Here is a 26,555-nt window from a genome sequence, read left to right as displayed (position 1 = left end):
TTCAATCCGAATTCAATCAATTTAAAAAAAAACAATGAAAAAAAGACTACTTTTTATTGCCATCGCAGGTCTGTTTACTTCAATGGCTTCAGCAGCCGATTTATATGTTAGAGAAAATGGAGCCAATGGCGCTTATGCAACCGTGAGTGCCGCCATTACGGCAGCAACAAACGGAGACCGGATCATTATCAAGCCAAAAAATGCAGGAGCCGCTTATATTGAAAACCTGACGATCAACAAGTCTTTGACTTTTGTCTCTGAAACTAATTATCAAAAATACAAATTGCAGGGAACCGTGGTCGTAACACCACTTGCAGGAAGAGTGATTACCATTCACAATGCAAATGCAGGCAGTGTTACTATTTCCGGTGCAACAACCGGTGGCAGAACCACTTTAAACGTCTTCAATTCTTTAATAGGCTTTTTTGATGCCGGTCAAATAAATGCAACTGCCAATCTCTCCGGATGTACTATAGATAGTGAAACGATTATAGCGCATGGAAAATGTACCGGTAATTTTTTGGGATCGCTGTTTGTAACGCATACCGAAGATACCAGTTTAGCTACAGATGACGTAGAAATCATCGCCAATAGTGTTAATTACGGTATTACCAATTATCAAAGAAACTATACGTTTAAAATATTAAACAACTTCCTTCCGCAAAGTTCAATCAGCATTTGGGGTGTAAAAAACGGAAGTACAAATGAAATCACCAATAATGTAGCCGACACACGAACCAATGGCGGCGGTCAGTATGGCGAATGTATCACCATCAATCTAACCACCGGAAATACCGGAACGATTTCGATATACAATAATGTATTGGCGCTTGGAGGTGATTTTCTGATCTACAATTACAACTCCAATGCAACGGTTTCGGCTTTCTACAACATGTCACAAACTTCTTTTGTTTTGAATAATGTTGCCAATCAGGGATCGAATACCTCGGGAAATTTTACCATCAACGCCAACAATCAAAGTGTTAGCGGTGCCAATGTAAACGCAGGTTCTCCGGCAGTGGAATACACCGATCTGGATTTGACAAGAAATGATGCCGGAAACGGAGGCGGTTCGAACAGCTGGAGCAATTATTGGCCGGCTGACGGAGGCAACAGAGCGCAAATAAATTATTTAAACGTACCCCGAAGAATTACAACCGGTGCAACATTAAATGTTTCAGGTTCTGGTTTTTCCAAATAATTTATATCGAAACAAAGAGATGAAAAAACAACTTTATATATTGGTCGCTTTATTTATGGCAAGCTTTGTTCAGGGACAAGTATCCATAACGCAAGCCGAATATTTTTGGGATACCGATCCGGGCTATGGCAATGGTATCGCAATTGCAGCCGCCGATGGCAGCTTTAGCAGTGCTTTCGAAAAAATTGCCGCTTCAGGCATCAATCTGCCGGGTGTTGGTTTGCATAAATTCAACATCCGTTTTAAAGACAACCAGAACCTATGGGGATCCACTTTTACAAGTATTGTTAATGTAGAAGCTACAGTAACATCAGAACCTGTTAGAATTGTACAGGCGGAATATTTTTGGGACACCGATCCGGGCTATGGCAACGGAACGCCTATACTGGCTGCCGACGGTAATTTTAATAGTGCCTACGAAAAATTGCTGGCTAATGGAATTCCTGTTCCAAATGTAATCGGACTGCACGTTTTTAACATTCGCTTAAAAGATAACCAGGGACTTTGGGGATCTACTTTCAGGAATGTCGTTAGTGTGGAAAACACTTTAAGTGTTAATGATCCAACGGTTTCTAATTTCTACTTCTACCCTAACCCGGCTACTTCAACTGTACATTTCAATAAAGAAATAACACAAGTAACGGTATTGGATCTGAACGGAAGACTTATCAAAACATCCGGCGACAGCCATCAATTAAATATTGCTGATTTAGCTGCCGGAACTTACGTTTTAAAAATAACCACTCCTGATGGTCATTCTTTTACTAAGAAAATGATTAAAAGCTAACAACCCGAAAAATGAAGTCGAATAAAAGCCTGTAATAGTATTACAGGCTTTTTCTTTATCCATAGCTTACGGTGTGTCTTCCCAACGATTCACATACATTTCCCAAACGCCTTCACAATACAGCTGGTAACGTGCCGGTTGGGTTTCGCCAAATGAAAAAACAAATAGCATATGCAGGTACGTCACATAATACAAAGGCAATCCGTTTTGGGAACGATACTGTACTTCCCCGGTTTCTTCCAAATGCTTAAAAAACGAGCTTACACTTGTAAATCCGGCATCCGAAATAATTTTCTCGTAGGCTTCGTTTTCAATTTTTCTTTTGAGTCTGGCAAATTCGTATCGCAAAATGTCTTTTATCTCAAAACTGTTCCCGAAAAAGTAATGGCTTTCGCCATAAAGCGATTCGCCTTCTGTTCCGTCATAAAGCAATTCGCGGGTTTTTAGCTGTTTCATATATCAGAATTTATCAAGACGGATGCGTTCGTCTGTAGGTTTTGTTTCTGTATCCGAAATCACCGATTCACAGTAATTGAACGGATCTTCACCGTATTCGGAAGCAGAAACAATGTATTCCACCGTTTTGTCGAAAGTGTCCGTAAGTATCGGTGCTTTCGAAATCCCGCAAACTCTCAGTTTTTCGGCAACCGGCGAACGCAGCACGGCTTTGGTAATTGCCGTGAACAACAAATCATTGATGCGTGTTTCTATGTCTTCAAAATCATCCGAACTCGCCTGGATTTCAAAAAACAATTGAAACAACCTTTTCGAAAACACCTTAAATTTCTCCGACTTACAATTGCTGTACTCTAACAAACTGTAGTTTTCCCAATCGGCCGGACTGTATCTTTCCTCGTCTTCGGTAGTCCGGAATGAAATGGCCGCATAGCGTTCGTGTGGTAGGATATCGTATGAAATGCCATCCACAGAACCGGCTATTTCCGCAATTTCGTCTTTGTGTAATTCGAAAAGCTCCAGTAAAGCGTCTTCAAGATCATCCGAAACTTTTGCAAGTGCTTCCGGCAGGAATTTCTCGTCCTGTTCCATTGTAGCGGGTTCCGTAAACGTATCCATATCCCATTGATAACGTCCAGCAAACGGATTGCCGATCGCAAACGTTTTGGTAAAACTCTTGTCCTGCGTGTTTTGGGATTCCAGATAACACGTCACGTCAATGTGAAACTCCCGTTCGTACACCCGTTCGCTTTCGGGTGCTTCCCGAATGATGTCGAGCAGGTTTTTCGTACCGGTTACGTATGATCGGATAGGAACGGATACAGCAAAACGCATCGGTTTGTCTGCCACAAAAGGAAGTTCGATTTGCGCTGCGATACTGGCCTGCTGACCGAATTGATCGTTGCGTTCCATAAGGCAAACCTCGAACATCACTGCCGGATCGTAAATCGATATCGCGAACGCAACATTATCGACTGTTCTGGGTTTGTCCAGATCCAGCGCAATTTCAAGATCAAACGTTTCGGTTGTGTAGCCTTCCGGATTTCTGCGATCAAAATGATTTTTGATTGTGATTTCGATTTCTTTGCGCGAAGCAAAATTCTCCGTTTGCACAAGATTTTCAAACCTATCGATCTTATGTAAATTCGGAGCATAGATCACCTTCAAATCGTCGTTTCCGTAACATTCGATTTCGACTGCGCTGTCAAGCCGCAATTCGGTCAATTGGTTGATATAACATTTCACAACAGTAGCTTTTGGCGCATATAATTCCGTGAGTTTGTTCTCACCGCAATGCACGTTTTCGGCATTTTCGAGATGCAGCGACGTGAGTTTGTTTTTGTTACATCCAACCGAAACCGCGTTTGGCGCAATAAGCGTCTGAAGTTCATTATTGCGGCAAAAAACCTTGCGTGCATTTGTTTCGAGCGATTTTATTTTGAGCACGCTCGATATCTGAACCGTTCCGTCTTCGGTTACCGGAATGTCAAATTGCATTCCGGATAAGTCGACGGCTTTGGCGTAATAGTTTTCCATTTGAATCATTTTCATAGGTTAGTTCAATGCGGCTTGAATGTCGGTAATATACTGTCCGCATTTTTCGATCATCGGCTTACAATCTACTTTTGTGACGTATTCGTATAGTTTGTTGAGCTGATCCAGACGTCTTGGTGCGCAATCCATTTCCCAAAGATCAAGCAGGGCTTTTTCTTCCCATTTGGTAATTTTCTTGCGCTTTTTAAGATTTTTGTCAACAAGCCGCTCAATTGGATTGCCATCCGTAATCGAAATCAACGAATATCCCAGTTTATGCAACAATCGCATCTTTTCGATTTGTTCCTCGATCGTGGATTGACTGTTTCTGTCCAGCGGTTCATAAAGACGATCCAGAACACGGTGCATTTCGTCCATTCCTCCTAATTTCAGGAAGGTGTCAAACATTTTTACGGAACCTCTTTTTGCAATGGTCAGAATAGCCGGATAATCACTGTGATGCGTCGGCATGTTGATGTCAAATCCTAAATCGACAAGCTTATACACAACTTCAGGAGTTTCGGCATATTCAAACATATTTTCGGAATAGTAAAACGTATTCAGATCGTTTTTGTCTGCTCCGTTCTTAAGCAGCAAATCGATGGTTTCAACCGCATTGCGTTCCGCTCTCACGGCATAATTCAAGGCAGAAAGGCCGTTCACATCTTTGTAATGCACATCGGCACCTTTTTCCAGAAGGTGTTCAATGTACCACAACATACCACCCTGGCAAGCGGCTTGCAGGTTTGAAGTATATTGGTACATTTCAGACCCGACGGTCGAAATATCCGCTCCGGCATCAAGTAATACACGTACCATTTCATCCGCTAATTCATTTTTTGCATGTCGGCACACTTTCTGCAACAAGGGTTCGTGTTCATACAACTCATGATTCGGATCGGCTCCGTTTTCGAGCATCAGTTTGAGCATGTCAAGATGGGCTTGCTGCGGAATATACTCGTTAGCGATGCGTTCGAGCGCGAGTTTTCCATATTCTTCTTTCAGCGTATCCGGATGAACACCTTTTTTCAGAATTTCCGCAAGCCTGGCCACGTCTTTGCTTTTAATCGCTTTAATGGCATCTTCACTATAATCCTGATTTTTGTTTTCGTTGATTTTGACTTCCCGCGCGGCTTCCTCAATTCCTTCTTCGAGGTTATAAGCCGTATCAAAATTTTTGTAGACTAACGCAAAACCTTCCTCTAATTTTTTAAAGACAAACGCTTCCGCCCTATTGTTCTGTTCTTTGTAGTAACCTTTGCTAATACCTCCAATAACTTTTCCTTTTGCTTCCGTACCGATTGTACCTTCTTTTGCCATCCATCTGCCACCGTCGCTCATATAAAAAAAGTAATACTGAGCAGTTGCCTTATTTTCGAGATACCACAGCGGTGCAACGTTAAACTCCGGGATTTTAGCCCTACTCCCAACTTCGATCGTTTTGAGCATTTCCGGTTCGTTTACGGTGATTGTCATCGTAGCCTGTTGCAATTTTCCGCGCCTTTCTTCAGATATCTCATCGAAAGCCATAAATCCACTTTCTTCCCAAAGATCGGCATGAAAAGTTAATTCGAAATCCGAAACAATATGCGATTTGATATAGTGACGTGCTACGGCAACGTGATCTTTCCAGAAATCGAATATGGTAGCCGCATCTTTCCAGGCAGATGCTGTTTCCGAATGCTCCAGAAGCGAAAAAATGATGTTTAGCGAATTGGTATGCGTTCGCGGAAAATCGAGGTCGTACTGTTTGGTTCGGTACATTCTTACGGTAAGCGTATCGTTGGTCTTGTCAAGCACTTTTATCCCACGGAACGAACCGGGCGAATGATAAAAATGTGTATCCAGTTTTGGTATTTGTGGCGGCGGAATTATTTGTAATTCGATTGGACGCTCAACATAACCCGTTTGATGTTTCTTCAAAGCGAGTACCATCGGTTTCCGAAGTTTTATTTTTTCGCTGTCGATCAGGTCGTAAAGCGTTACTCCATCCTGGTTTGGCAGGTTCGGATCTGCACCGTTTTCGATCAGGAATTCAAGATTTTCAAGCGACACATAATAGCGGCTTGCAGCGTGTTGTAACAATGTATATCCCGATTCCGGATGCCATTGATTCAAATCGATTCCGGCTTTGATCATCGGTCGAAGGTAGCTGTAAACTCCTTTTTGCGGAGAAGCGATCTCGAAAATAATTGGTTCACGATTCTCAAACACACTCGAAGGTATATCCGGATTCGCACCATATTCCAGAAGCAATTTAAAGTTCGTATATTCTTTCCGACTATAAGCTAACGAAAGAATAGGAACATTAAAATAGGTATTAAAGTGATTCGCATCTGCGCCGGCGGCCAGAAGTGATTCGAATACTTCAATATTTCCAAAAGCATCAAAAAGGTGTTTTCCGTCGGCTTCGAGATTGTGTTTTTTAAGAATGGATCTGGCGTTTTCAAGCGTCATTTTTTCCATAGTATTTTATTTTTGGTTGGTCGGATTGTATAAAGTTTAGTACTACTATCAGCAAAATCCATTTATAAAATTTCCAATTTCATGGGGATCTTTAAATCCGCAAATTTTTATCAAGGAAGCGTGCTTTATTTTTTGTTTTTGAATTGACTTGCTGCGGTTTCGAAACGGGTCAAAATTTCCATCTGATCCTCAAATTTCGGCAAAAAATCTGCTTTTTTAAATGCTGAAATTGTTTCTTTGGCAACTTCAGAATCACTGGAAACCAATACGAAAATCAGTCCCCAAAACTCCAGATTCAGATAGTGGTACTGTTGCTCAGGATTTCTGTCCCAATAATGATCCTGAACAAATTCGAGCGTCAAAACGGTTTTTGAAATCCGGTTTACGACGTCCTGATCACGGGCGAATTCCGAAAATAAGTTCACTTTTGATAACATTCCGGGTATGCTCGAATACGAATTGATCTTTTCGAAAACGGTACGGTATCGGACATAATCGTCATAACCGTTATTTCGATCCAGTTCGAATTGATGATCAAATCCAAAAACAAACAAACCTTTGATCGAGGTCCAATAGGAAAAAAAAGTATCGTATTTTTTCTTGTCGAGGAAAATGGATTGCTTTCGGTAGGCCGTTTCCCAAAGCGCATAGGTTTTTTCGATTCCTTTTAACGGAAGTAAACCCCTTCGTATATAATGGAAATAAAACGGCTCCAATTTCTGCGGTTCCAGTAGTTTTACAGCCTTCGGAAATGCTTTGACCAGCGCCGAATAATTTTCACTTAGGAAGTTGTGGCCTTGTTCGCCCGAGCGGTTCGCCAGTTCCTTATTCAGTTCCTTTTCTTCCTCAACTATAAAAGTTCGCAATAATTCCTGTGTTTCCATAACTTTTATTTTCCGAAAGCGATTGCTGTTTTTAATTTCGATTCGAGTTCCTTTCTAGCGATTTTGTTAAGTGTTCGTCCGAAAAGTGAATACCACAAATTCCCATCCTGATCAAAAAAGAGATTACACCAACGGTACATATTCAGGTACTCACTCGAAAGATCCTGCTCGGTAAAATTAAACACATAACCTTTCTCAAAATTTTCATCGGTAAAAACCAAACGATCCATACCGGCGATAAACCAGATTCCGTTTAAAGCTTCGTCTTTTACAGCATTATAAAACAAGGCTTCCCCGGTGATTTCCTTAAGTTTTTCGTTGATTATTTTTGGTTTTTCGTCTTTTCCAAGTTCGAAAACCCCATTTTCGGTCAGTAGTAATTGTCTTTCCGCAGAAAGCATAACAAGCGCCTTTGTTTGGTAGTTTCCGTAATAATGCGGTGCGATTTCTTTTTTAAACAGACGCTCCAAATTCATGTTCGTCACGTTAAACGAAACATCAACAATCGAAAGCTGGTTTCGGTTTCCGTAAAAAATCACCGAACGGTTCGCATTTACATAAATTTTCAAACTGTCCGGATTGTTCGAATATGCCGAAGTCGTCAGTTTAAGTTCGCTATATTTAAAGCGTTTTTCGTCTCCCGATTCCTTTTTCGTCATCAAAACACCTTTGTTATCAAGCACCACTTTCCAGAAATCGTCTTCGAAAATATTGACAATTTTAGAAGTGGATTCCGAAATCACATTGAAATTCGCATCGGTGATCAACAATTTTTTCTCGGTATAAAAGCGATAACCGTCGGCCGAACTTTCAATAAATCCGTTCTCGCTATCTTTAAGAAAATTCTGCGTTGTATGTTCGGTTTTAAAATCGGATAAATCATAATAACGTAAGCCTTCAGCTCGCGATTCCTGTATAAGCACCCGATTTCTAAAGGTATCGAAATGAATATTATAGCTATTGAACGGAATCGTCGAACCGTTTTCACGCGCGATAAAATTTGGGGAATAACTCCCGATCCGGTTTCTCCAGTACATATTCTGATGCTGGTTTTTCCCAAAAGGTTCACCATACCACTTGTTCCATCTCGAATTTACGGTAAAATGACTATAGGCATACGATTCGCTTGTCATACGGGCATCTTTCCACCAAATCGCAGGCATAAAGAAAATCGCACTCGACTCATATTTTTCCTGACTTGTAACCTGGATAATCCAAAGCGGACAATCCGGAAAAGGCGCGAATGGCGGCGATCCTTCGTAGTTGTATTCAAATCTATTGTTGTTGAATCCGACGTAATTATGAAGTGCGAGTTCGGCTTCATCGGTAAAAAAAGTACCCGAAACGATGTTTAGATATTCCACCGCATCACTTCCTACTCGACCGCTTTTATCCACTCGTCCGTAGACGTAATCGACAAAAAGTTCCATGCAAACCCACTCGTCAAAGTCAAAACGCGTCAGGAATTCGTGCAGTTCTTTAGTATCTTGTCCGAAATGTCGCGCATAATCAACAATTTCCGGTTTTGAAAGTATCGGTTTTCCGGCAGGTGTATCGTTCCACTGAACGTCAAAAATTTGTGTAGCCATAACTTTTTAGAGCGTTTGAAGTTGTTTTGGAGAATAGGCAACCGCTGTTTTCAGTTTGTTTTCCAATTCCTCCCGGTTGATTTTATAAAGTTTATTGCGGTAGAACGAAGTCCATAGATTTTGTTCGTTATCGAAATAGAGTTGCGCATAATAATTATCGCTTCGATGCGGATCGGAAAACTGTTCGGTAAAGTTAAACACGTAACCTTTTTCGAAATTCTCATCCGTAAAAACAAGTCGGTCATTCGTTGTGACAAACCAGATTCCGCCTAACGCTTCGTCTTTAATACCATTGTAAAAAATCGCTTCGCCTGTAATTTCAGTAAGCTTCGGATTAAAATATTCGAGTGTTCCGTTGGCATTTACCATCAGGACACCTTCGTATGTAAAGAACAGCCGTCTGTTTTTGGAAAGTTCGAGTGATTTATTCCAAATGTAACAATCATAAAAATAGGCCGGGATTTCTTTTTTGAAATGTTTGCCCGGTGAAATGGTAGTGGCATTGAAGTCTTTGTCGATAGTAATAAAATTACGACTTTCGAAAAAACAAACGGTGTTATCGTCTGTCGTCCAAATCGAAAGTTCCGTGCTGTTGTTCCCGCCAATATTATTGCTTAAGTTGACTTCGCTGTATTTAAAGCGTCTTTCTTCATTCGTCTCTTTCCTGTTCATCACGATACCTTTTGTATCGAGAAAAACACTCCAGTAATCGTTTTCAAACGAATTATAGACGTTGGTTTTTGTCTTCGAAATTTTGTTGAATTGCTTGTCGGTGATCACCAGGCTGCCTTTTTGTCCGAAATGGTACTCCTCCGGTGTGATCAAAAAATAGCCATTATACGAATCAACCAGATAGCCTTTTGCTTCGTGTCGGATTTCCGGATTGGCAAGATCGTGGAAATACATGGTTTCAGAATCGCTGTTATCGTAATATACAATGCGGTTATGCCACTTGTCGAAAACAGGAAGTGCCTTTTCAAATTCGATGTTGGTTCCTTCGCGTTCGATAAAATTCGGTGCATACGAACCGATCCTTTTGCGCCAGTACTGAATCGGGCGCTGGTTTTTTGTAAAGTCGCCATACCATTTGTGATGCTCACCAACAGTGTATTTCTCATATCCATAGGAATCGTCACGCATCTGTGCGTCTTTCCAGAAAACGGCAGGCATAAAAAACAAACAGTCTGCATATTGTTTTTCCTTTTTCACGACCTGGATAATCCAAAGCGGACAATCGTCGAAAACCTGGAATGACGTGCGATTGTTTTCAGGGTACATAAAACGTTCCTTACCGACATATTCCTGTAGTTTCGCTTCACTTTCGCGCGAAAGGAAGGTTGTTGCAATAAGCCCGAGATAGGCTACGGCATCACTACCCACAGCACCGTCCTTGTCGGAATGTTTGCCGTAAACATAATCAAAAGCAATTCGCATGCATTTCCATTCGTCAAAATCGAAACGCGTCAGAAACTCATTAAGTTCTGGTGTCGCCTGCCCAAAATGACGGCAATAGGCGATTATTTCTTGTTTGGTCAATATCGGTTTTTCCGGGACAGCGTCGTTCCACTGTACCTCGTACATTTGTGTAGCCATAGGGTAATTCGATTGTTTAAGTTCTCCGAAAACAATTCGGAAATGTGGTTGGTTTATTGCTTATTCAACGCCAGCGGGTTTTGGGCTTTTTCGAAGCCATTCACCGTCATCGTTGATTCGGTAAAATGCTTTTCGTCTGAATTTCAGGGTGAATTCCGGTAATACAAAGTCGGTTTCGCCCCAGGCCGTTCTCGGTAAAGTTGGTGAGAACCAGAAGAATTCCGTAAGGTTGTAGAGATACGATTGGTAGATGTCGAAATAAATGCTGATTCCATTATTAAGATTCAGATAGAACATAAACGCCTTAAGCGCATCATTGTTTTCGAGTTTGAAATGTGTTTTTTCGAGCATGAGTTTTTCGACCTTATGATTCGCAAGCAGTGTGCTTATTTCTCCGAACCAACTGCCGCCATAAACATTCGCTTCGTCCAAAATTCCAGTTTTGACTTTTTGGGCGGCGGAATGATATACCTCCCGCAACTCCATTTCGTTTTCGGTAGCTTCCATTTGTTCTTTAAACTCGTGGATGTCCAGATAACTCATCACCAGACTTCCGATAAAATCGACAACAGTCCGGCATTCGTCTTCATCCATACGCGATAGCGAGATCACATTTTCGGCAAAATGCCAGTCGCTAAACAGTTCGACTTCCTTGCGCGACAATGCTGCTTTTTCGAAACTTTCGATACCTGCGTCTTGACCCACTCTTGTTTTGATCAATTGACCATAGCGTTTTTCGGCTTTTGCCTTAAACTCCGGATTTGCTTCAAGTGCTTCGATGCCTTTTTCGATTTTGGCTTCATTGAAAGACTCCAGGAATTCGTAAATATTCTCGATTTTGGATACGTCGAGCGTCAAGTCTTCGTTGAATTCATATAATTCCGTAACTCCGGGAATTGCAGGAGACGTTTTGATGATGGCATCGGTTTCAGTAACCAATGCATAAACGAGTTTGAGTTTTTCATCGAGCGCGTGGAAAGCGGCTCTCGCGAAATCGGAAATCGGTGCGCCCGTATATTCCTTTACTTCTCCGTTTTCATAATAGATTTTCTGTCTTCCTACGACGTCCGGTTTACCGGTTTTCTTATCCGGGGCGACTTCGGCAAAAATTTCCTTGCGCGTTCCGGGATCAACGAATTTTATTAGTTCTAATTTCGTGAGTTGTACCAATTCTTCCGGAGTGGCGATTCTATACGTATATCCGTTTTCTTTTGAAACCGAGAAAATGACAAATCGTCCCGGTTCCTGAGCAACGGTAATATCGAATTTGGCATCGTTGATACGTCGGTTTATCTCGATCCTGCGGTATTCGGAGCCGTCTTTCAATGCTTCAGGGATTGCATCTCTGTTCGCTTTTCCATCGACAAGGGTAAAGTAGGATTTACCGCTAGTACCGTGACCGGAATAGGATGGAATGCTGTAGGCAGTAAATTCCACGCCAGCGGGAAGCGTGTCTTTTATAATCTCAAAAATTTCGTTAAGTTCTTGTTGAAAATCCATATTTAGATGTTTGCTTGGCTGTATCAGTTATGTCATAAAAATACTCAAAGTTTTCAAATACAATTTACTTCTGTATATTTTTTCATGTTAAAATACCAATGCAATATTCTCTTTTATTGATTTCCACTTCCCGATACCAAATGCCACTACTTTAAAGCTTTGTAGTCTTTGACACTGGACAGGAAGACAAATAAAGTTTCGGTTGTAGTACGTAGGGCTTTGCCCCGTGTAGGCACTAGACTACCGATATGATTGTCGGGGTAGAGATTGGCATATTATGCTCCAATTGCTTATAGGTAAATCCATTAATTAATCACTAACCTCCTTTTTGGTAGCAAAATAGAAAAGTACAAGATTTCTTATATAATGTCTTTTTTAATGACAACAATATGGAAATAGATTTGGTAAGAACATTTTCAAGCTAGTTATAATCTTATTACCCAGTTTTTTAGACTTGATGTTCTGCAATTGAAGCCCAATATACCTACAAAATACTATAAATCAATAATTTACACCTAAATTTATAATCAATTATCAATAAAGGCTTTACGAGGGGCGATAACTAAAAAAACAATATCTCTTAAAAAATCATTAATATATTAAACAATTAGAAATTTATTTTTTTATAGTGAGAAAAAGATAGTTGAACACTTTTTAATTGTGTATGAACGTTGTCTTTTTAGTTTCAATAATTAGAATGAAGACAAATAAAATAACTTATTAAAACTGTTCGCCTTTATTCTTTATAGTACTTTAACACCGTTTCTTCTACTTTTTTCATAGCTTCCTCGGGCGTATATACATTCAACGTAATCAAGATAATTAGCAGCGTTCCTATAAAACATAAAACTGCTAATTGTAGATTTCTAAACTCTAGATATACACAAAAGACAATAATAATAGCGGAAACAATTAAACCGAGCATCAGTACTTTATTGATGGGAGTAAGAAATATATCTAACAAAAGCATACATGCTAATACAAAATGCAACACACCTGCTATCCATAACCATGTTTTAATACTTTTAGGTACTGATTTCTGAGCACCAATATAGCTAGATAAATCACAATTGTGTTTCTGTAAAAGTTCATCAATATCTTTCAGATTTCCTTCAAGATCTTTTATCTTCATTTTAGCCATAACAATGGTTATTAACTATACATAATCAGTTATTGTAGTTTTGTATTAATACAGCTATTTCCCGCTGAACCAAAACTAAATTATTTTGAATTTGTTCGCCTTCAACTAACAATTGTGCCACAGGTTTACGTTCCCCATTATCTTCTTTTTCCTGAAGATGTAATAATTTATAGAAGTTGTAGTCAGCTGTAACTACTTCATGGGGAGCAACCTTAATAATATTTTTTTCATTCGGTATACTTCCATCCTGGATTTGCTGTAACCAAGCCGTCAATGTCTTTTCGTTAAGATATAATTGTCTTCCTGATTTGAACATTTCATTGGTAGCATTAATTAAAATAATGTTTTTATCTTTCTTTCGCTTTTTGTTCAAACAAAACAATACAGGTGCAATGGCGGTACGCTCAAACAAGCCTTGCGGTAATTCAACAACAACATCAAGTATATTTCGATATAATATATATGCCATTAAACTTTTAACTGAAGAACTACCTGTTAAAAATACTGAAGGCAATAATATAGCTGCCCGTCCGTCATCGGACAACTTGTCCAACATATGACTTAGAAAAAGAACTTCTAAGCGTTTGGTTTTTTGGATTATTGTGGCTAAATGCTGATCCTTAACAGATATACTGATACTGTCCCGACTATCACCATAAGGAGGGTTGGAGAGAATCATATCAAATGTATCATTATTAACATCTATCTTACTCGAGTTACTTAAATGAATATTCGACTGAACACCTGTAAACAATAACCGTATAGTCGCCAATTTCCATGATAACCGTGTAGAAGACATACCTACTATTTCCTGTACTCCTGGCACAATATGCTGTGCTCCAGCTAGTAAATTACCTGTACGTGCATAGGGATCATATATTGATATATTTTTTTCCTCACCCCTTAAATATTGTGTCATAGTTGAAATAAGTGCGACTGGCGTAAGATAAGCATTCTCATTATTGTAAGCAGCTACAAAATATCTTTCTATATATTCCCAGAATTCACAAAGAATATCTCGGTTATCGGACGGAAATATACTGAAAAACTTCCCCCATAACTGAAGGATTAGCTTCCAACTGTTTCCTGGAAGATTTTCTGTTATAGCGTCATCCCATTTTAAGAGTGCTAATCCATATTTCTGTTGATTCTGCAGAAGATTGTTCCAATAGTGTAGTGCTTCATTAATAGTAGAATGAATGTTCACTGCGTTGTGACTTAATGTTTTCAATACCGACGTAAAGTTATATTTATCGGATGTTGTGTTTTTAAAATTAGGGGGGGATATACGAGCATCTGACAACAAATTCCAAGTAATAATAGATAAGGTAAAATCGCAAAAATCACGAAAACTTTCATTACCGGAAACGTAAATTTTACGAGTTTCATCTAATGTTTTTTCTAATCGGTTCTGCATATCAATAATTTCTAATTTGTTCCCATATATAGTTTTCTACATATGTTTTTCTGATTTTCTTCAATTCGCTCAACAACCGTTGCTCTTCTTTTGTCTTTTCTACTAATTCTACAATATGCTTTTGTAGTTTTAACGGGATATTAGGAACTGGTAATTCCATCAGAGATTTTTTATTAATACCCCTTATAGTAGTTCCGGTAGCATTTAAGTCAAAATAGTCTTTCACTTCTTGTTGACCTAAATACCAGTTAAAGAATTCAGGAAGTATTTTATCTGTATTAAGTGTAATGACATAGAATGCAGTCGTAACTACCATTTTTGCAGGAGTTCCGTTATACATCCAAGAGTTAAAACGTGTACCTCTGTTTACAAGAACAATATCTCCTTTTTGAAGTAAGTGTTTATTCAAATAAGGAATTTCGTATTCACTTATCATTAATATCTCTTTACTGGGTTCACCATCGGCTATATCTTTGGGCTGTAATACAATAATATCGCCTTTGTCATAATCGTTCCAAGAGCGTTTGAATGTTTGTCCTGATCTTATAGAGCATAAATTTTCCAACTTTAGCATATTTCTCCATTTAACTTGGAGACAAAATTACAAATAATCATGAATATAAAAAATTGTAACGTAAAAAAAATTAGTGTGCCAAATTAAATAATCCAAAGCTTGATTATTAGCTTTGGATAGAAGAAAATTATTTTTTAATCACTCATAAATACAACAATCTAACCCAACCTAAAGACTGTCATTTAAAAAAAAACGATGATTATGGATTAAATCTAACCAATTACCAGAATCCCTAAGATAATTTTTTTCCAATCGGGTTCTTTTGTGTAAGCCAATGGCTGTTACAATAGATGTGCGATCCTGTACATCTAATTTTATGATGAAGATATTTTCCGATTTTGTCAGGCCTTCGCTTTTGCTCGTGTCCCGAATGGTTGCTACGACGTTCCAACCTTTTGCTGCAAAATAATTGGCTGCTGTGCCAAAACAAGGGAATGATTAGCCGGAATGAGGGTTCGGTTAATTTTACAACAATCCCTCAGATTTATCCGGCAATATTATCAATCGGCTTTTAAAACTTTTTTCATCATTATATCGGTCTGTTCATCCCCTCCCAATTTGAAAATATGTTTGTCAAACGCAACAAAACCGTTCTTTTTATAAAAACCGATTGCCCGCAGGTTTTCTTCCCAAACTCCCAGCCAGACATAATCGGCATTTACCTGACCGGCTATCTGCAAAGCTTTTTCATACAGCACCTGCCCTACTTTTTTACCGTGAAATTCCTGTAATACATAAATACGCTCAATTTCGAGTGCTTTATTGTCTTGTAGTTCTGTTTGAGATTGTCCGAAGTTCAGTTTTAAATAACCGATTACCTTTTCGTCAAGCAGGGCAAAGTAAAAATCGGAGTGTTCATTGTTCAATTCATCGGTTAGCTTCTCCACAGAAAAGCTTTCCTCTAAATAATTGGTCATATTCTCTTCAGAATTGCTGGCGGAAAAGGTTTCCCAAAAAGTTTGTTTACTAACTTTCTGAAGCTGGCCGATATCCTCCGGCATTATCTTTTTAACGGTTATATTTTCCATATTTTCAAAACTTATATTCAATTAAAATTATACCATTCCGGGTTGAGCGTAAACCAGATCTTACTCTTGCTTATACTTTATCCAAAACGTTGTAAAGGTACGTATTCTACAGGACAGGAAAAGTGAAATTATTTTACGCACTATTAGAACCTGAGCGAAAAAAACGTCCGGATATTAACAGCGTTTATTTAAATTATTTTATGCTATTTTTAGGTCATCAGAATCTAAACAACAGGAAAATGAAAATAGCAATAGCAGGCGCCCATCGGGTCGGTAAAACAACATTGGCAGAAGAGCTCATAAAGCATCTTCCCGGTTATGTTCTTAAAAAAGAACCGTATCATGAACTGGAAGAATCCGGATATGACTTTTCGGAAATACCCGAAGCTGACGATTTTATAGCACAATTTGAATATGCTGTCGAGCAGATATCGGAAGATGACGATAAGGTAATCTTCGACAGGTGCCCGGTTGATCTTTTAGCCTATATTCACGCTATTGACCGAAGCAGGAATATTCAATCGCTCTTTGCAACCGCTCAGGAAATAATCGAAGAAATTGACCTTCTTGTTTTTGTTCCCATCGAAGAACCGGATGTAATATCCTGTGAAAAATCAGATTTTCCAAAGCTCAGGAACAACGTAAATGACATCCTGAATGAATGGATATGGGATTTTGATATCGAAACAATTGAAGTGCATGGAACCTTAGCTAACCGCAGGAATCAGATCCTTAACAAAATATCTAAAATACCAATAGGCAACTAAATGGGAAAACAACATTCAATCGTTAAAGAATTTTCTGAAAGAACCTGTTAAGATTACTATACTAAACGGTACCGAAAAGCGTTTATAGCATCATAATCTAAAAATCTAATATTTATGAAAAGAAAAATTTTAAATATCCTGGCGGTATCTTCAATTATTACGACAATCGGGTTCCTGATGGACGGTGATGCAAAAGACCCCAGTATGCTAATGCGGTTTACAGAGTTTTTTGGAATGGTTGGTATTGTCTTTATCCTGATTTCAACCTTTTATTTTGCTACTAACTTTGTTTACAGGAATATTCAAAGAGCATAATAGCCGTTAGCCTTTCCGGCAAATTTCACGATGGGTACATTATACTGTGATATTGTCCTTTATTCAATTCCAATTCAGTAGTATTAAACCTGCAATTTGTAAGTAATAATTCGTTACATTTGATTTTTTTCAAACAAAAACGACATCCAATAACACAAAGTACACTGTACCCTTCTAACAAAAAAACGGCATGAATTTAACAGCACAAATCAAAAATGTAAATTGGTTACGCATTGTATTGTTTTACGGAATTGTACTAACCGGGACATATTTTGCCCGGAAGCTTCCCAATTTATTAAACCTGATTTTAGTAAAATTAACCGACATCCCTTTTACCTTTAATTATAATCACGGCATCGTGACGATAGCAGCATCGCTCCTGTTCTATAAATTCAGCGGTGTAAAACAGGAAATCACCTTATTGGGAAATCATAAAATCAAAAGCCTGTTATTTCCGGCGATATTGTTTGTTTGCTATACGATATATGGCATCAATAACAGTCACGGTGTAGATAAGCATTTATGGGCATTGCTATTCTGTTCCTTTGCTTTTGTGTATAATATCATGGAAGAATATGCCTGGAGAGGCTATCTGATTGAAAGTTTCGGAAAAATAAACTTCGTCCTGAAAAGCATTCTCTCGGGTTCATTCTGGGCTGTCTGGCATCTTTTGATTTTTAACAACTTCGATCAGTACGGAGGTTTTTGGATTTTCTTTGCTTTCTGTATCGTCTTTTCTTTTATACTCACGTTTGCCGTTTTACGGACAAAATCGATAATAGCTCCCGCTGCTATTCACGCCTTTATCATTCAGACAAATATTGTTGCCTTGATCTGTTTTATATTGTTTATGTTACTGCTGCTAACCTGGAACAAAAAAATAAAGCCGGCAAAAACCGTTGCTATAGACCGTTAAAATTTTCCTGTAAATTGCATAACCGATAACATAAAGAGCACAGATGATGGCAAATGAAACCGAAAAACCGGAATTTTGGGAAGCAGCCTTTGGCGAAAAGCAGGAAATGTGGGGCTTTGAACCCGCAAAGTCTGCTGTATTGACAACGGAATTTTTTGTCCGGGAATCGGTAAAAAACGTCCTGATACCCGGAATTGGCTACGGCCGTAATGCGCAGATATTCAAAGAAAACGGAATGACCGTTACTGGAATTGAGATCTCCAAAACGGCAATTGCCATGGCGGAAAAACATTACGGAAATGATATGGTTATCCATCACGGGTCGGTAACGGATATGCCCTTTGACAAAAACCGCTATGACGGGATATTCTGTTATGCCCTGATTCACTTATTAGACAGCAGCGAAAGGGAAAAACTGATTCGTGACTGCTATAATCAGCTATCGGAGAATGGCTATATGGTCTTTACGGTCATTTCAAAAGAAGCGCCTACCTATGGGCAGGGTAACTGTATCAGTACCGATCGTTATGAGATCTTTGACGGTGTCAAAATGTTCTTTTATGACCGGGAATCCATCGCATCCGAGTTTGGCAAAGCCGGATTATCTGAGATAACGGCAATTCAGGAAAGTCAGCCTTTTTTTCTGATTAAATGTAAAAAAGGGGATATTTAAAATATCCCCCTGTAAGCTTATTTTGTAAAGAGTACTGTTTTAAATGCTGTTGCCGCTAAGTGTACCTGTATGGACCAGTCTTCTGCCGCATCACTCCCGGCATCATCGGAAATATACTTTAAGCAAAGAAACGGGATGTTTTCTTTCATGGCTACCAGCGCTAAAGGATAGGCTTCCATATCGACAATATTATACTCACGTTCCTGCTGATTCATTTCAAAACTATCGCCGCTTCCGCAAACTCCTTCCTTCAGGCTGTCAATTTTAAATCCATAATTTAATACTGTGGGGATACCCGAGAAAGGGGTTTCATATTGATCATATCCAAGCCCTCTTACATCCATGTCCCTCTGAATAAATTTAGTACAGCACACCACTTCCCCTTTACCAAAGGTATTGCTTCCTGCCGAGCCAAGATTTACTATTAATTTGGGTCTTCTTTTATGGATTTCCTTTACCAATGCCAAAGTTGCGTTTACTTTACCGATACCGGTAATTAATTTGTTTTTATCATCAAAAGCATCTCCTGCTTCCGAATCCAATGCGAAAACAAAAAGTGTATCTGAAATTTCGTAACTAATATTCTCTCCGATTTTAATCATTAACCTGTTCTTTTTTGTTTACAATATTACTATTTTAGGCAATATAAAACACTAAAAAGGCAATTAATCCGGTATGCATACATATCACAAAAAAAGTGCAGCCCTTTACAATATCAGGGCTGCACTTTTTTTGATCAAGCCGTTTTAAACGGAATTTTCAGGATAATTATATTGTTCCAACAGAGAACAAAGCTTTGCCGTTCTTAAGCTTTTGTAAATACAAACTCCTTTCCTCCCTGTTTTAAGATCACCGTATTTTCCGCCGGATTAAACTCCAGGGCAATACCCGTTTTATAATATTTAAACTTGTCTTTTTCCGTGGCTTCCAATGGATACGGCGATTGCTCTCCGGGCTGTGCGATAAGCGTTTTGTTATCTTTGGATATGGTTATTTTAACCGGAATCTGGCTGGAAGCATACGTTCCCAGGTATTGGTCCAAGTCTTCCGAACGAACGGCATACGTTTTAAACTCCGGAAGATCAAAAGGCTTGTTGTAAACAGCACTCAGAATAGCCAGAGGAATCTCATTATTGTTATAATTGCTTCCGTTTGAGACCAGGGCGATAGCAATATTACCTTCGGAAGAATGGGAAAAAACAGCTGTAAATTTATCTATTCCGCCTCTATGTCCGTAACTTATGTTTTCATAAAACGGTATTTTAAACAATCCCAGTCCGTAGTTGTCTTTTACCGTTTTCATTAATTCAAGGTTTTCCGCTTTCAGCAGCTTTCCGCCAAAAAGGGCATTGCTGAATTTTACCAGGTCGGTAGGTGTAGACACAATTCCGCCCGCTCCCAGCGGAATGGAAATATCCGTTTCCGGTTCTGCCTGCCAGCCTGCTTCAAAACGGTATGATCTGCATTCATTCTTAGCCGTGTTTATCTTGCCACCTAAATAGGTATTGGTCAGTCCGAGCGGTTTGGTTATATTGCTCGTCAACAGTTCGGCATACGGTTTTTTAAAGGTTTTTTCCAGTATATACGTCAGCAGTACATAATTCGAATTACTGTATGCTGCTTCCGTGTCCGGTTCAAAATCGCTTCCTCCCTTAGTGATAACTGCTACCATTTCTTTTTCCGTTCTGGCTTTGGTATTCCAGGTCTCATAATCCTCATCATCGGTAAAATCGTGTACACCGCTTCGGTGGCCAAGCAGCTGTTTAATCGTGATCCTGTTTGCATTTGCGAGGGTTGGAAAAAACTTTTCAATGGTTTGATCCAAAGCTAATTTTTTGTTTTCAACAGCTTTCAAAATCAAAACAGCGGTGAATGTTTTTGAGATCGAACCTATCCTGTATTTTGAATTTTCGTTTGCTTTGAGGTTGTTTTCAACCGCAGCGAGTCCAATCGTTTTGGTATAAACTATTTTACCATTTTGGGAAATCGCCACACTGCCCATAAATTTGTTATTATCTTCCAATGATTTAAAATATAAATCCAGTTTCCGTGTGTCTATCTCTTGTGCCAGTACAAATGACGAAACGAAAAAGCCAAACAAACAGGCCAAATAATTCTTAATCATACTATTTTTTATTTAAGGTTCTTTTTAAGCGGAATAACAGGGTTATCAGTACATAGAAAATTACTGCCAACAGCAGCATAAGCGGTATAAACCAACTGCCTAATTGTTCATATTGGGTATAATCAACGCCCTTCTCTCTATAATATCCTAAAATAAAAACCACATCCTTCCGGTAAAAAAGCCCGACATTCTGAGGATCGGCAATTTTAGCGACAATTACGAACAGGAAACCAAATAGCAGCAAATACAAAACGGCAAAAATCACATAGGAAATACCGTTACCAATATTCAGTGCAAGGGCTTTTATTATTTTTACCGGATTAAACGTTCTGGTTGCTTCTTCTAATTTCTTTTCGGCAACCAAAGGTTTCAGGAAAACTTCCGGCTGCCCCAGTTTTTCCACGACATCCAGTAATTTCTCAACCTCCCCTTTTTCACCGGCGGCATTATCCATCAGACTTTCATAGATATGACTGTTGATTTCCAGTAAAATCTCCTGCTGATTTTCCTTATCCAGCACTTTTGTAGCCTGCTGGATTCTTGCGATATAATCCAGATATATCCTTTTTGAATTCTGATCCCGGAATACTATTTCTTTAAATTTCATATTGCGTTTATTATTGTATTGAGGTTGTCCCAATAGGCTTTCATTTCGTTTGTCGTATTTTGTCCCAATGGGGTAATGTTATAATACTTCCTCGGAATACCCGAGTCCTGTTCTACCCATTTTGACTCCACTAAATTTTCCTTTTTCAGCCGGTTCATCAAAGGATAAAGCGTTCCTTCGGCAATTTCAATTTTGGTCTTTTTCCGGATCTCATTAATCAGGTCATACCCATAGTATTCCTTGCCGTCTTTCAAAATACTCAGCACCAGGAAAGACAAAGTGCCTTTCTTGAGCTGTGATATCCATTTGGTTGTAAAATCTTCGTTCATAAGGCAAATATAAAACAAAATACATAGCATAACAATGTACTTTGTTTTATAATTTTAAAGATTAACCCAAAAACACAAACAAACCATTGGTTATCAGCATTTAAAAGCATAAAGAGTAATAAAAAAAAGCTTTTACACTGTAAAAAATGGCCTTGATGATACACGATGCTTACGCAAAATTCATCCGGTTCAAAGAGTAACAACAGGAATATGGCGGAAGAAAGTATGGAACTTCTGCAAAAAAAATTTAAGGAATTGATATCGAAAAAATGTCTTTTTACAATAAAACTAATTCCAATAATCCGACATTTGTATGACAATGACGATTCGAATATTCAGCAAAGAATTGTTATTCCTGGAAATTAAATGTATCACCCTAAAATCCTCAAACTATGTTTACAGTAGCGCAAATCAACGCAGTACACAGCAAGGTAAAATCCGGTGCCGATTTTCCGGCATATATCCGGGAAATAAAACAGCTTGGCGTTACCTTTTATGAAGTGTATGTAACCGACGGTCATACCGACTATTACGGAGCCGGTGATTATAAAACTTCAGGTGGTGCTAAATATGAAACTATTGCTATCGCCCCAATTGCTGATGCAGCCCGGTTTAAAGCCATATTAAAAGCCCATCAGCAGGGTAAAACCGATTATCCCGCATTTTGCAACAGCAGTGCAGCATCAGGGATTGAGAAATGGGCAATGTGTCTGGACAAAATGACCTGTACCTATTATGACAAAGCCGGTACAGTAATCCTTGTGGAGTCCATTCCGGAGTGAGACGCTAAATAAAATTGTTTTACATAGCCTTATCTCCGGAGAATAACGCTTATTTTCGCAGCTACAAAAAAATACCGTGCAGCACACAACTCAAAATAGCATTACTTACTTTTCCGATAGCTCGTTAAACGGGATCACCGTACCGGAACGGTTTACGTTTCCGTTCTATTATGAGCCGCACCCGTTAACCCAAATTGCCGCTGCCGAATTGCAGCACTATCTGGAAACCCAAACGGAGCTGGATCATAATTTCGGACTGACAGCAGACCAGCAGGGACTTGTTATCGGTAAGATGTTTGGCGTTTTGGTGGTTCAGGACAACAACGGGAAACTGGGTTATCTGGCTGCCTTTTCAGGAAAACTGGCCGGCACCAACAATCATCCGAAGTTTGTTCCGCCGGTTTTTGACATGCTGATTGAAAACAGCTTTTTCTTAAAAGAAGAGGAAATCCTCAACAGCATCAACCAGCAGATCAAAGCCATCGAGTCGGATGAACATTACAGCATCCTTAAAAGTAATTTTGAGCAGTTTACCGCCCAATCTGTCTTAGAGATGACCGCTTTTAAAAAACAATTAAAAAGCAATAAAGAAAACCGGAAAAAACACCGTGAAGCACAGCAACCGGTCTTAAGCGAACAGGAATACACTCATTTTGAAGCAGATCTGATCAAACAGAGTTTAAGCGATAAATGGGAACTGACAGTTTTATCGAACAGGTGGAAACAGCTTTTGGAAGCGACCCAATCTGAAATTACCCTATTCGAAAACAGCATTGAAGCCTTAAAGAAAGAACGCAAAGAAAAATCGGCAGCCTTACAGCAGCAGCTCTTTGAACAATATGCCTTCCTGAACCAGGACGGAAAGGAAAAAAGCCTGCAGGCGATTTTCAGCGAGACTGTTTTTGGAAAACCACCGGCCGCCGCAGGAGAATGTGCCACACCGAAATTGTTACAATATGCCTTTCTAAACGGCTATAAACCTATTGCTATGGCCGAATTCTGGTGGGGTGCTTCGCCAAAATCGGAAATCCGGAAACACAGGCAGTTTTATCCGGCCTGTACCGGAAAATGCAAACCCATTCTGAGCCACATGCTGGAAGGCGTTCCTATGGATGAAAATCCGCTTTTAAAAAATTCAGGTGAAGGAACCACACTAACCATTGTTTATGAGGATGACAGCCTTGTCGTGGTTAACAAACCCGCCGAACTGCTCTCTGTTCCGGGAATCCAAATCCAGGATTCCGTTTATACCCGGCTTCAGGCGGCTTTCGGAAACATTGAACCGCTCATCATTCATCGGCTGGACATGTCTACTTCCGGACTTCTGGTGGTGGCCAAAACCAAAGAAGCCCACAAACACATTCAAAGGCAGTTTTTAAAACGAACGGTTATCAAACGGTATACGGCACTGCTTTCCAAAGTGATTTCCGGGGAAGAAGGCGAAATAAAATTACCGTTACGGGGTGATCTGGACAACCGGCCAAGCCAGCTGGTTTGTTTCGAATTCGGAAAAAAAGCGCATACCCGATGGAAGGTTATCCAACGGAATGAAACGACAACCAAAGTCCATTTCTGGCCGCTTACCGGGCGTACCCACCAGCTGCGTATGCATGCCGCACACGAACTGGGACTGAATGCGCCCATAGTGGGTGATGATTTATACGGAACGGCTTCCAACAGGCTGCATCTTCATGCGGCTTACCTTGAATTTGTGCATCCCAGAACCAAAGAAATACTCTGCTTTGAAGCAGCCGAAGCTTTTTAACCGGCCGGAAGCCCGTTATATTTCTTCGGCGAAAGCAACGATATGCCCGTCAGGATCTGCAAAGTAACAAACCCGGTGTCCCCAATCCCGATCCATAGTATCACTTACCAATACCGCATCTAATGCTTTTGCTCTTTTGTAATAGGGTTCGATTGCAGCAACCTCAAGATAAAGTTCACAACGGGGAATCCCGTTTCCGTTTGCCGGATGTTGTGTTTTTTCTTCAATGATTTTTGCAATTCCGCTTTCCGGCATAATGCCCAGTTTACACGTTTCGGAAAATGCAAATTCGGTCATTCCGGGAACATGCAGTACCGGTTCCTTGTCCAAAAGATTCCGGTAAAATTCCATACTCTTATTCTGATCGGAAACGTATATAATAAATCCGAAATTTTTCATGTGTTTCTCTATTTTATGGTACAACGAAAGTCCTGACTGTAACTCCGCTATATATCCGCTATAAATATAAGTATTTGCCGTATCACAACAAAAATCATTACAACTGGATTGTCCGCTCGATATGTATCTGTTCTAAAAAGTATTCATCGTGTGAAACAACGATCAGGGTACCCTGGTATTCGTTAATGGCAGCCGTCAGGATCTCAATATTCTGAATATCCAGGTTGTTGGTTGGCTCATCCAGAACAATCATGTCCGGCGATTCATTACTGATGGTCAGACAGCAAAGGATCAGACGCATCTTTTCGCCGCCGCTCAGCATACCGGCGGGTTTGTCCCAATCGTCTTTGCCAAACAAAAAGCGGCTGAGCCTCATTTTTATATCATGTTCGGGCAAAGCCGAAACATTGAATCGCTGCGCCTGCTCGTAAATTTTCAGCTGATTGTCCAAAATAGAATAATCCTGGTCAATATATACCGTTGTATTGGCTGCCCTGTAAACCGTTCCCGTTTGTGGTGTCAATTTACCCAGAATGAGCTTTATCAGTGTTGTTTTACCGGAACCGTTCCCGCCTTTCAGCGCAATGCGCTCTCCGCTTGTGATCTGAACATTCAGGTTTGTATTCCAGACAGGCTGCTTGTGGTAAGCAAAATTGATCCCGGTAGCGGTAAACAGTATTTTTCCTTTGTGCAGTGCAGCGCTGTTAAGTCCGAATTTCATCTTGTCGCTATCCGGTAAAGCGGAACGCAGTTCCTGTAGTTCCTGCGAAATACCGCCAATCTTTTCGGCATGGACACTTTTCATTTTTGAAGTGCTGTTTTCAGCATTGTTCTTTAAGGTATTCAGCATTATCCGGGCAACACCGGCTTTTTCCTGTTTCTTTTTACCGCGGGAGTCTAATTTCTGCTGTCTTTCCTGCATTTCCCGTTCTTTTTCCCTGGCTTTGCGCAAGGCTTTTTCCTTGCTGTTAATGTCCTGATTCAACGCCTTGTTTTCCAACAGCTTTTGTCCGGCATAAAAATCATAATTACCGCCATAAACGGTTATGCCGCGTTTGCTCAACTCGCAAACCGTGCTTAAAAGATTCAATAGCTTCCGATCGTGGCTTATGACAATCAGGGTACTGGTTGTGGTTGTAATAAAGTCATACAAAAGCTGCCTGCCAGAACCGTCCAGATGGTTGCTTGGCTCGTCCAGTAAAACAATATCGGGTTGGTGGATTGCGATACCGGCAAGGAAAACTTTTGTCTTTTGTCCGCCGCTTAACGTTTCCATTTTCTGGGTCAGATCCAATCCGGTTAACTGCCAGTAGTTTAAAGCGTCATTACAACGTTCTTCAAGGGTCCAGTCATCGTCGAGCACTGCGTAGTTTTCTTCGGTAACAGTGCCGCTTACTATTTCTTTCAGCGCATTCAGCTTCGCCTCAATGCGCAATGCCTGAGCAATCGTCAGCTGATTATACTGCCCGAAAATCTGGGGTATATAATACGGTTCGGAATCCACTTTGAGCTGTCCTTCGGCCAGTGGCAATTCTTTTGCAATAATTTGCATCAGGGTGGATTTCCCCACTCCATTATTGCCAATTAAAGCTATTTTATCGTGATGATTAACGGTAAGACTGATGTTTGAAAACAACAGATTTTTATTGGGATGCACGTATGCAATGTGCTGTAAAACAATCATAATTTCTTTTTTTTAAAGTGTAGC

The 26,555-nt window shown here is 39.8% G+C and carries 25 protein-coding genes; 8 read left to right on the top strand and 17 right to left on the bottom strand.

Going from position 1 to position 26,555, the window contains the following annotated elements:
• Positions 1-34: 34 nt before the first annotated feature.
• Positions 35-1,201, top strand: a complete 1,167-nt coding sequence (locus tag HW120_RS10660) for a right-handed parallel beta-helix repeat-containing protein (RefSeq protein ID WP_177733955.1) — start codon at positions 35-37, stop codon at positions 1,199-1,201.
• 19 nt (positions 1,202-1,220) lie between these two features.
• Positions 1,221-1,988 (top strand): T9SS type A sorting domain-containing protein, encoded by a 768-nt coding sequence (locus HW120_RS10655; protein WP_177733953.1) that lies wholly within the window; start codon positions 1,221-1,223, stop codon positions 1,986-1,988.
• Positions 1,989-2,054: 66 nt separating this feature from the next.
• On the opposite strand, the gene HW120_RS10650 is transcribed toward HW120_RS10655, so the two are convergent.
• From HW120_RS10650 to HW120_RS10600, 11 genes are all read right to left on the bottom strand, one after another.
• The gene (locus HW120_RS10650; protein ID WP_177733952.1) at positions 2,055-2,444 is read right to left on the bottom strand and encodes a hypothetical protein; all 390 of its coding nucleotides are present in this window, start codon (positions 2,442-2,444) and stop codon (positions 2,055-2,057) included.
• Between the two features lie 3 nt (positions 2,445-2,447).
• A complete protein-coding gene (locus HW120_RS10645) occupies positions 2,448-3,980 on the bottom strand; it encodes a hypothetical protein (RefSeq protein WP_177733950.1) in 1,533 nt (510 codons plus the stop codon).
• 18 nt (positions 3,981-3,998) lie between these two features.
• Positions 3,999-6,443: an ankyrin repeat domain-containing protein gene (locus tag HW120_RS10640; protein WP_177733948.1), complete on the bottom strand. Its 2,445-nt coding sequence runs from the start codon at positions 6,441-6,443 to the stop codon at positions 3,999-4,001.
• 125 nt (positions 6,444-6,568) lie between these two features.
• Positions 6,569-7,327, bottom strand: a complete 759-nt coding sequence (locus HW120_RS10635; RefSeq protein ID WP_177733946.1) for a hypothetical protein — start codon at positions 7,325-7,327, stop codon at positions 6,569-6,571.
• 5 nt (positions 7,328-7,332) lie between these two features.
• Positions 7,333-8,916, bottom strand: a complete 1,584-nt coding sequence (locus HW120_RS10630; RefSeq protein ID WP_177733945.1) for a hypothetical protein — start codon at positions 8,914-8,916, stop codon at positions 7,333-7,335.
• A 6-nt stretch (positions 8,917-8,922) separates the two neighbouring features.
• Entirely contained in the window at positions 8,923-10,509 is a 1,587-nt protein-coding gene (locus tag HW120_RS10625; protein WP_177733943.1) for a hypothetical protein, read from the bottom strand.
• Positions 10,510-10,569: 60 nt separating this feature from the next.
• Complete coding sequence (locus tag HW120_RS10620) at positions 10,570-12,009, bottom strand: hypothetical protein (protein ID WP_177733941.1); 1,440 nt, start codon at positions 12,007-12,009, stop codon at positions 10,570-10,572.
• Positions 12,010-12,745: 736 nt separating this feature from the next.
• On the bottom strand, positions 12,746-13,150 hold the full coding sequence (locus HW120_RS10615; RefSeq protein WP_177733939.1) for a hypothetical protein: 405 nt from the start codon (positions 13,148-13,150) through the stop codon (positions 12,746-12,748).
• A gap of 25 nt (positions 13,151-13,175) precedes the next feature.
• The gene (locus HW120_RS10610) at positions 13,176-14,567 is read right to left on the bottom strand and encodes an HsdM family class I SAM-dependent methyltransferase (protein ID WP_177733937.1); all 1,392 of its coding nucleotides are present in this window, start codon (positions 14,565-14,567) and stop codon (positions 13,176-13,178) included.
• Position 14,568: 1 nt separating this feature from the next.
• Entirely contained in the window at positions 14,569-15,141 is a 573-nt protein-coding gene (locus HW120_RS10605) for a restriction endonuclease subunit S (RefSeq protein ID WP_177733935.1), read from the bottom strand.
• Between the two features lie 500 nt (positions 15,142-15,641).
• Positions 15,642-16,169 carry a GNAT family N-acetyltransferase gene (locus HW120_RS10600; RefSeq protein WP_177733933.1) on the bottom strand — a complete coding sequence of 176 codons (528 nt, stop codon included), beginning with the start codon at positions 16,167-16,169 and terminating at the stop codon, positions 15,642-15,644.
• A gap of 239 nt (positions 16,170-16,408) precedes the next feature.
• Between HW120_RS10600 and HW120_RS10595 the strand changes: the two genes are divergently transcribed.
• From HW120_RS10595 to HW120_RS10580, 4 genes are all read left to right on the top strand, one after another.
• Positions 16,409-16,936, top strand: coding sequence for an ATP/GTP-binding protein (locus tag HW120_RS10595; protein ID WP_177733931.1), 528 nt, complete (start codon positions 16,409-16,411; stop codon positions 16,934-16,936).
• A gap of 114 nt (positions 16,937-17,050) precedes the next feature.
• Positions 17,051-17,251, top strand: coding sequence for a hypothetical protein (locus HW120_RS10590; RefSeq protein ID WP_177733929.1), 201 nt, complete (start codon positions 17,051-17,053; stop codon positions 17,249-17,251).
• A gap of 190 nt (positions 17,252-17,441) precedes the next feature.
• On the top strand, positions 17,442-18,167 hold the full coding sequence (locus HW120_RS10585; protein ID WP_177733927.1) for a CPBP family intramembrane glutamic endopeptidase: 726 nt from the start codon (positions 17,442-17,444) through the stop codon (positions 18,165-18,167).
• 43 nt (positions 18,168-18,210) lie between these two features.
• Complete coding sequence (locus HW120_RS10580; RefSeq protein ID WP_246296978.1) at positions 18,211-18,840, top strand: class I SAM-dependent methyltransferase; 630 nt, start codon at positions 18,211-18,213, stop codon at positions 18,838-18,840.
• A 17-nt stretch (positions 18,841-18,857) separates the two neighbouring features.
• Here the strand turns inward: HW120_RS10580 and HW120_RS10575 are convergent, their stop codons facing one another.
• From HW120_RS10575 to HW120_RS10560, 4 genes are all read right to left on the bottom strand, one after another.
• Positions 18,858-19,442 (bottom strand): 5'-methylthioadenosine/S-adenosylhomocysteine nucleosidase family protein, encoded by a 585-nt coding sequence (locus HW120_RS10575; RefSeq protein ID WP_177733925.1) that lies wholly within the window; start codon positions 19,440-19,442, stop codon positions 18,858-18,860.
• Between the two features lie 203 nt (positions 19,443-19,645).
• Positions 19,646-20,965, bottom strand: a complete 1,320-nt coding sequence (locus HW120_RS10570; RefSeq protein ID WP_177733923.1) for a serine hydrolase domain-containing protein — start codon at positions 20,963-20,965, stop codon at positions 19,646-19,648.
• Position 20,966: 1 nt separating this feature from the next.
• Positions 20,967-21,572 (bottom strand): HAAS signaling domain-containing protein, encoded by a 606-nt coding sequence (locus HW120_RS10565; protein WP_177733921.1) that lies wholly within the window; start codon positions 21,570-21,572, stop codon positions 20,967-20,969.
• A complete protein-coding gene (locus HW120_RS10560) occupies positions 21,569-21,901 on the bottom strand; it encodes a PadR family transcriptional regulator (protein WP_177733919.1) in 333 nt (110 codons plus the stop codon). The genes HW120_RS10565 and HW120_RS10560 overlap by 4 nt, the downstream gene beginning before the upstream one ends.
• A gap of 392 nt (positions 21,902-22,293) precedes the next feature.
• Between HW120_RS10560 and HW120_RS10555 the strand changes: the two genes are divergently transcribed.
• Together HW120_RS10555 and HW120_RS10550 are read left to right on the top strand one after the other, a co-directional pair.
• Entirely contained in the window at positions 22,294-22,683 is a 390-nt protein-coding gene (locus tag HW120_RS10555; protein ID WP_177733917.1) for a DUF1398 domain-containing protein, read from the top strand.
• 76 nt (positions 22,684-22,759) lie between these two features.
• The gene (locus HW120_RS10550; RefSeq protein ID WP_177733915.1) at positions 22,760-24,448 is read left to right on the top strand and encodes an RluA family pseudouridine synthase; all 1,689 of its coding nucleotides are present in this window, start codon (positions 22,760-22,762) and stop codon (positions 24,446-24,448) included.
• Positions 24,449-24,463: 15 nt separating this feature from the next.
• Here HW120_RS10550 and HW120_RS10545 read toward each other — a convergent pair whose 3' ends face one another.
• Together HW120_RS10545 and HW120_RS10540 are read right to left on the bottom strand one after the other, a co-directional pair.
• Positions 24,464-24,847, bottom strand: coding sequence for a VOC family protein (locus tag HW120_RS10545; protein ID WP_177733913.1), 384 nt, complete (start codon positions 24,845-24,847; stop codon positions 24,464-24,466).
• Positions 24,848-24,944: 97 nt separating this feature from the next.
• Positions 24,945-26,531: an ABC-F family ATP-binding cassette domain-containing protein gene (locus tag HW120_RS10540; protein ID WP_177733911.1), complete on the bottom strand. Its 1,587-nt coding sequence runs from the start codon at positions 26,529-26,531 to the stop codon at positions 24,945-24,947.
• Positions 26,532-26,555: the final 24 nt, after the last annotated feature.

The organism is Flavobacterium inviolabile (assembly GCF_013389455.1).
GTDB lineage: Bacteria > Bacteroidota > Bacteroidia > Flavobacteriales > Flavobacteriaceae > Flavobacterium > Flavobacterium inviolabile.
This window is presented reverse-complemented; position numbering and strand designations above follow the sequence as displayed.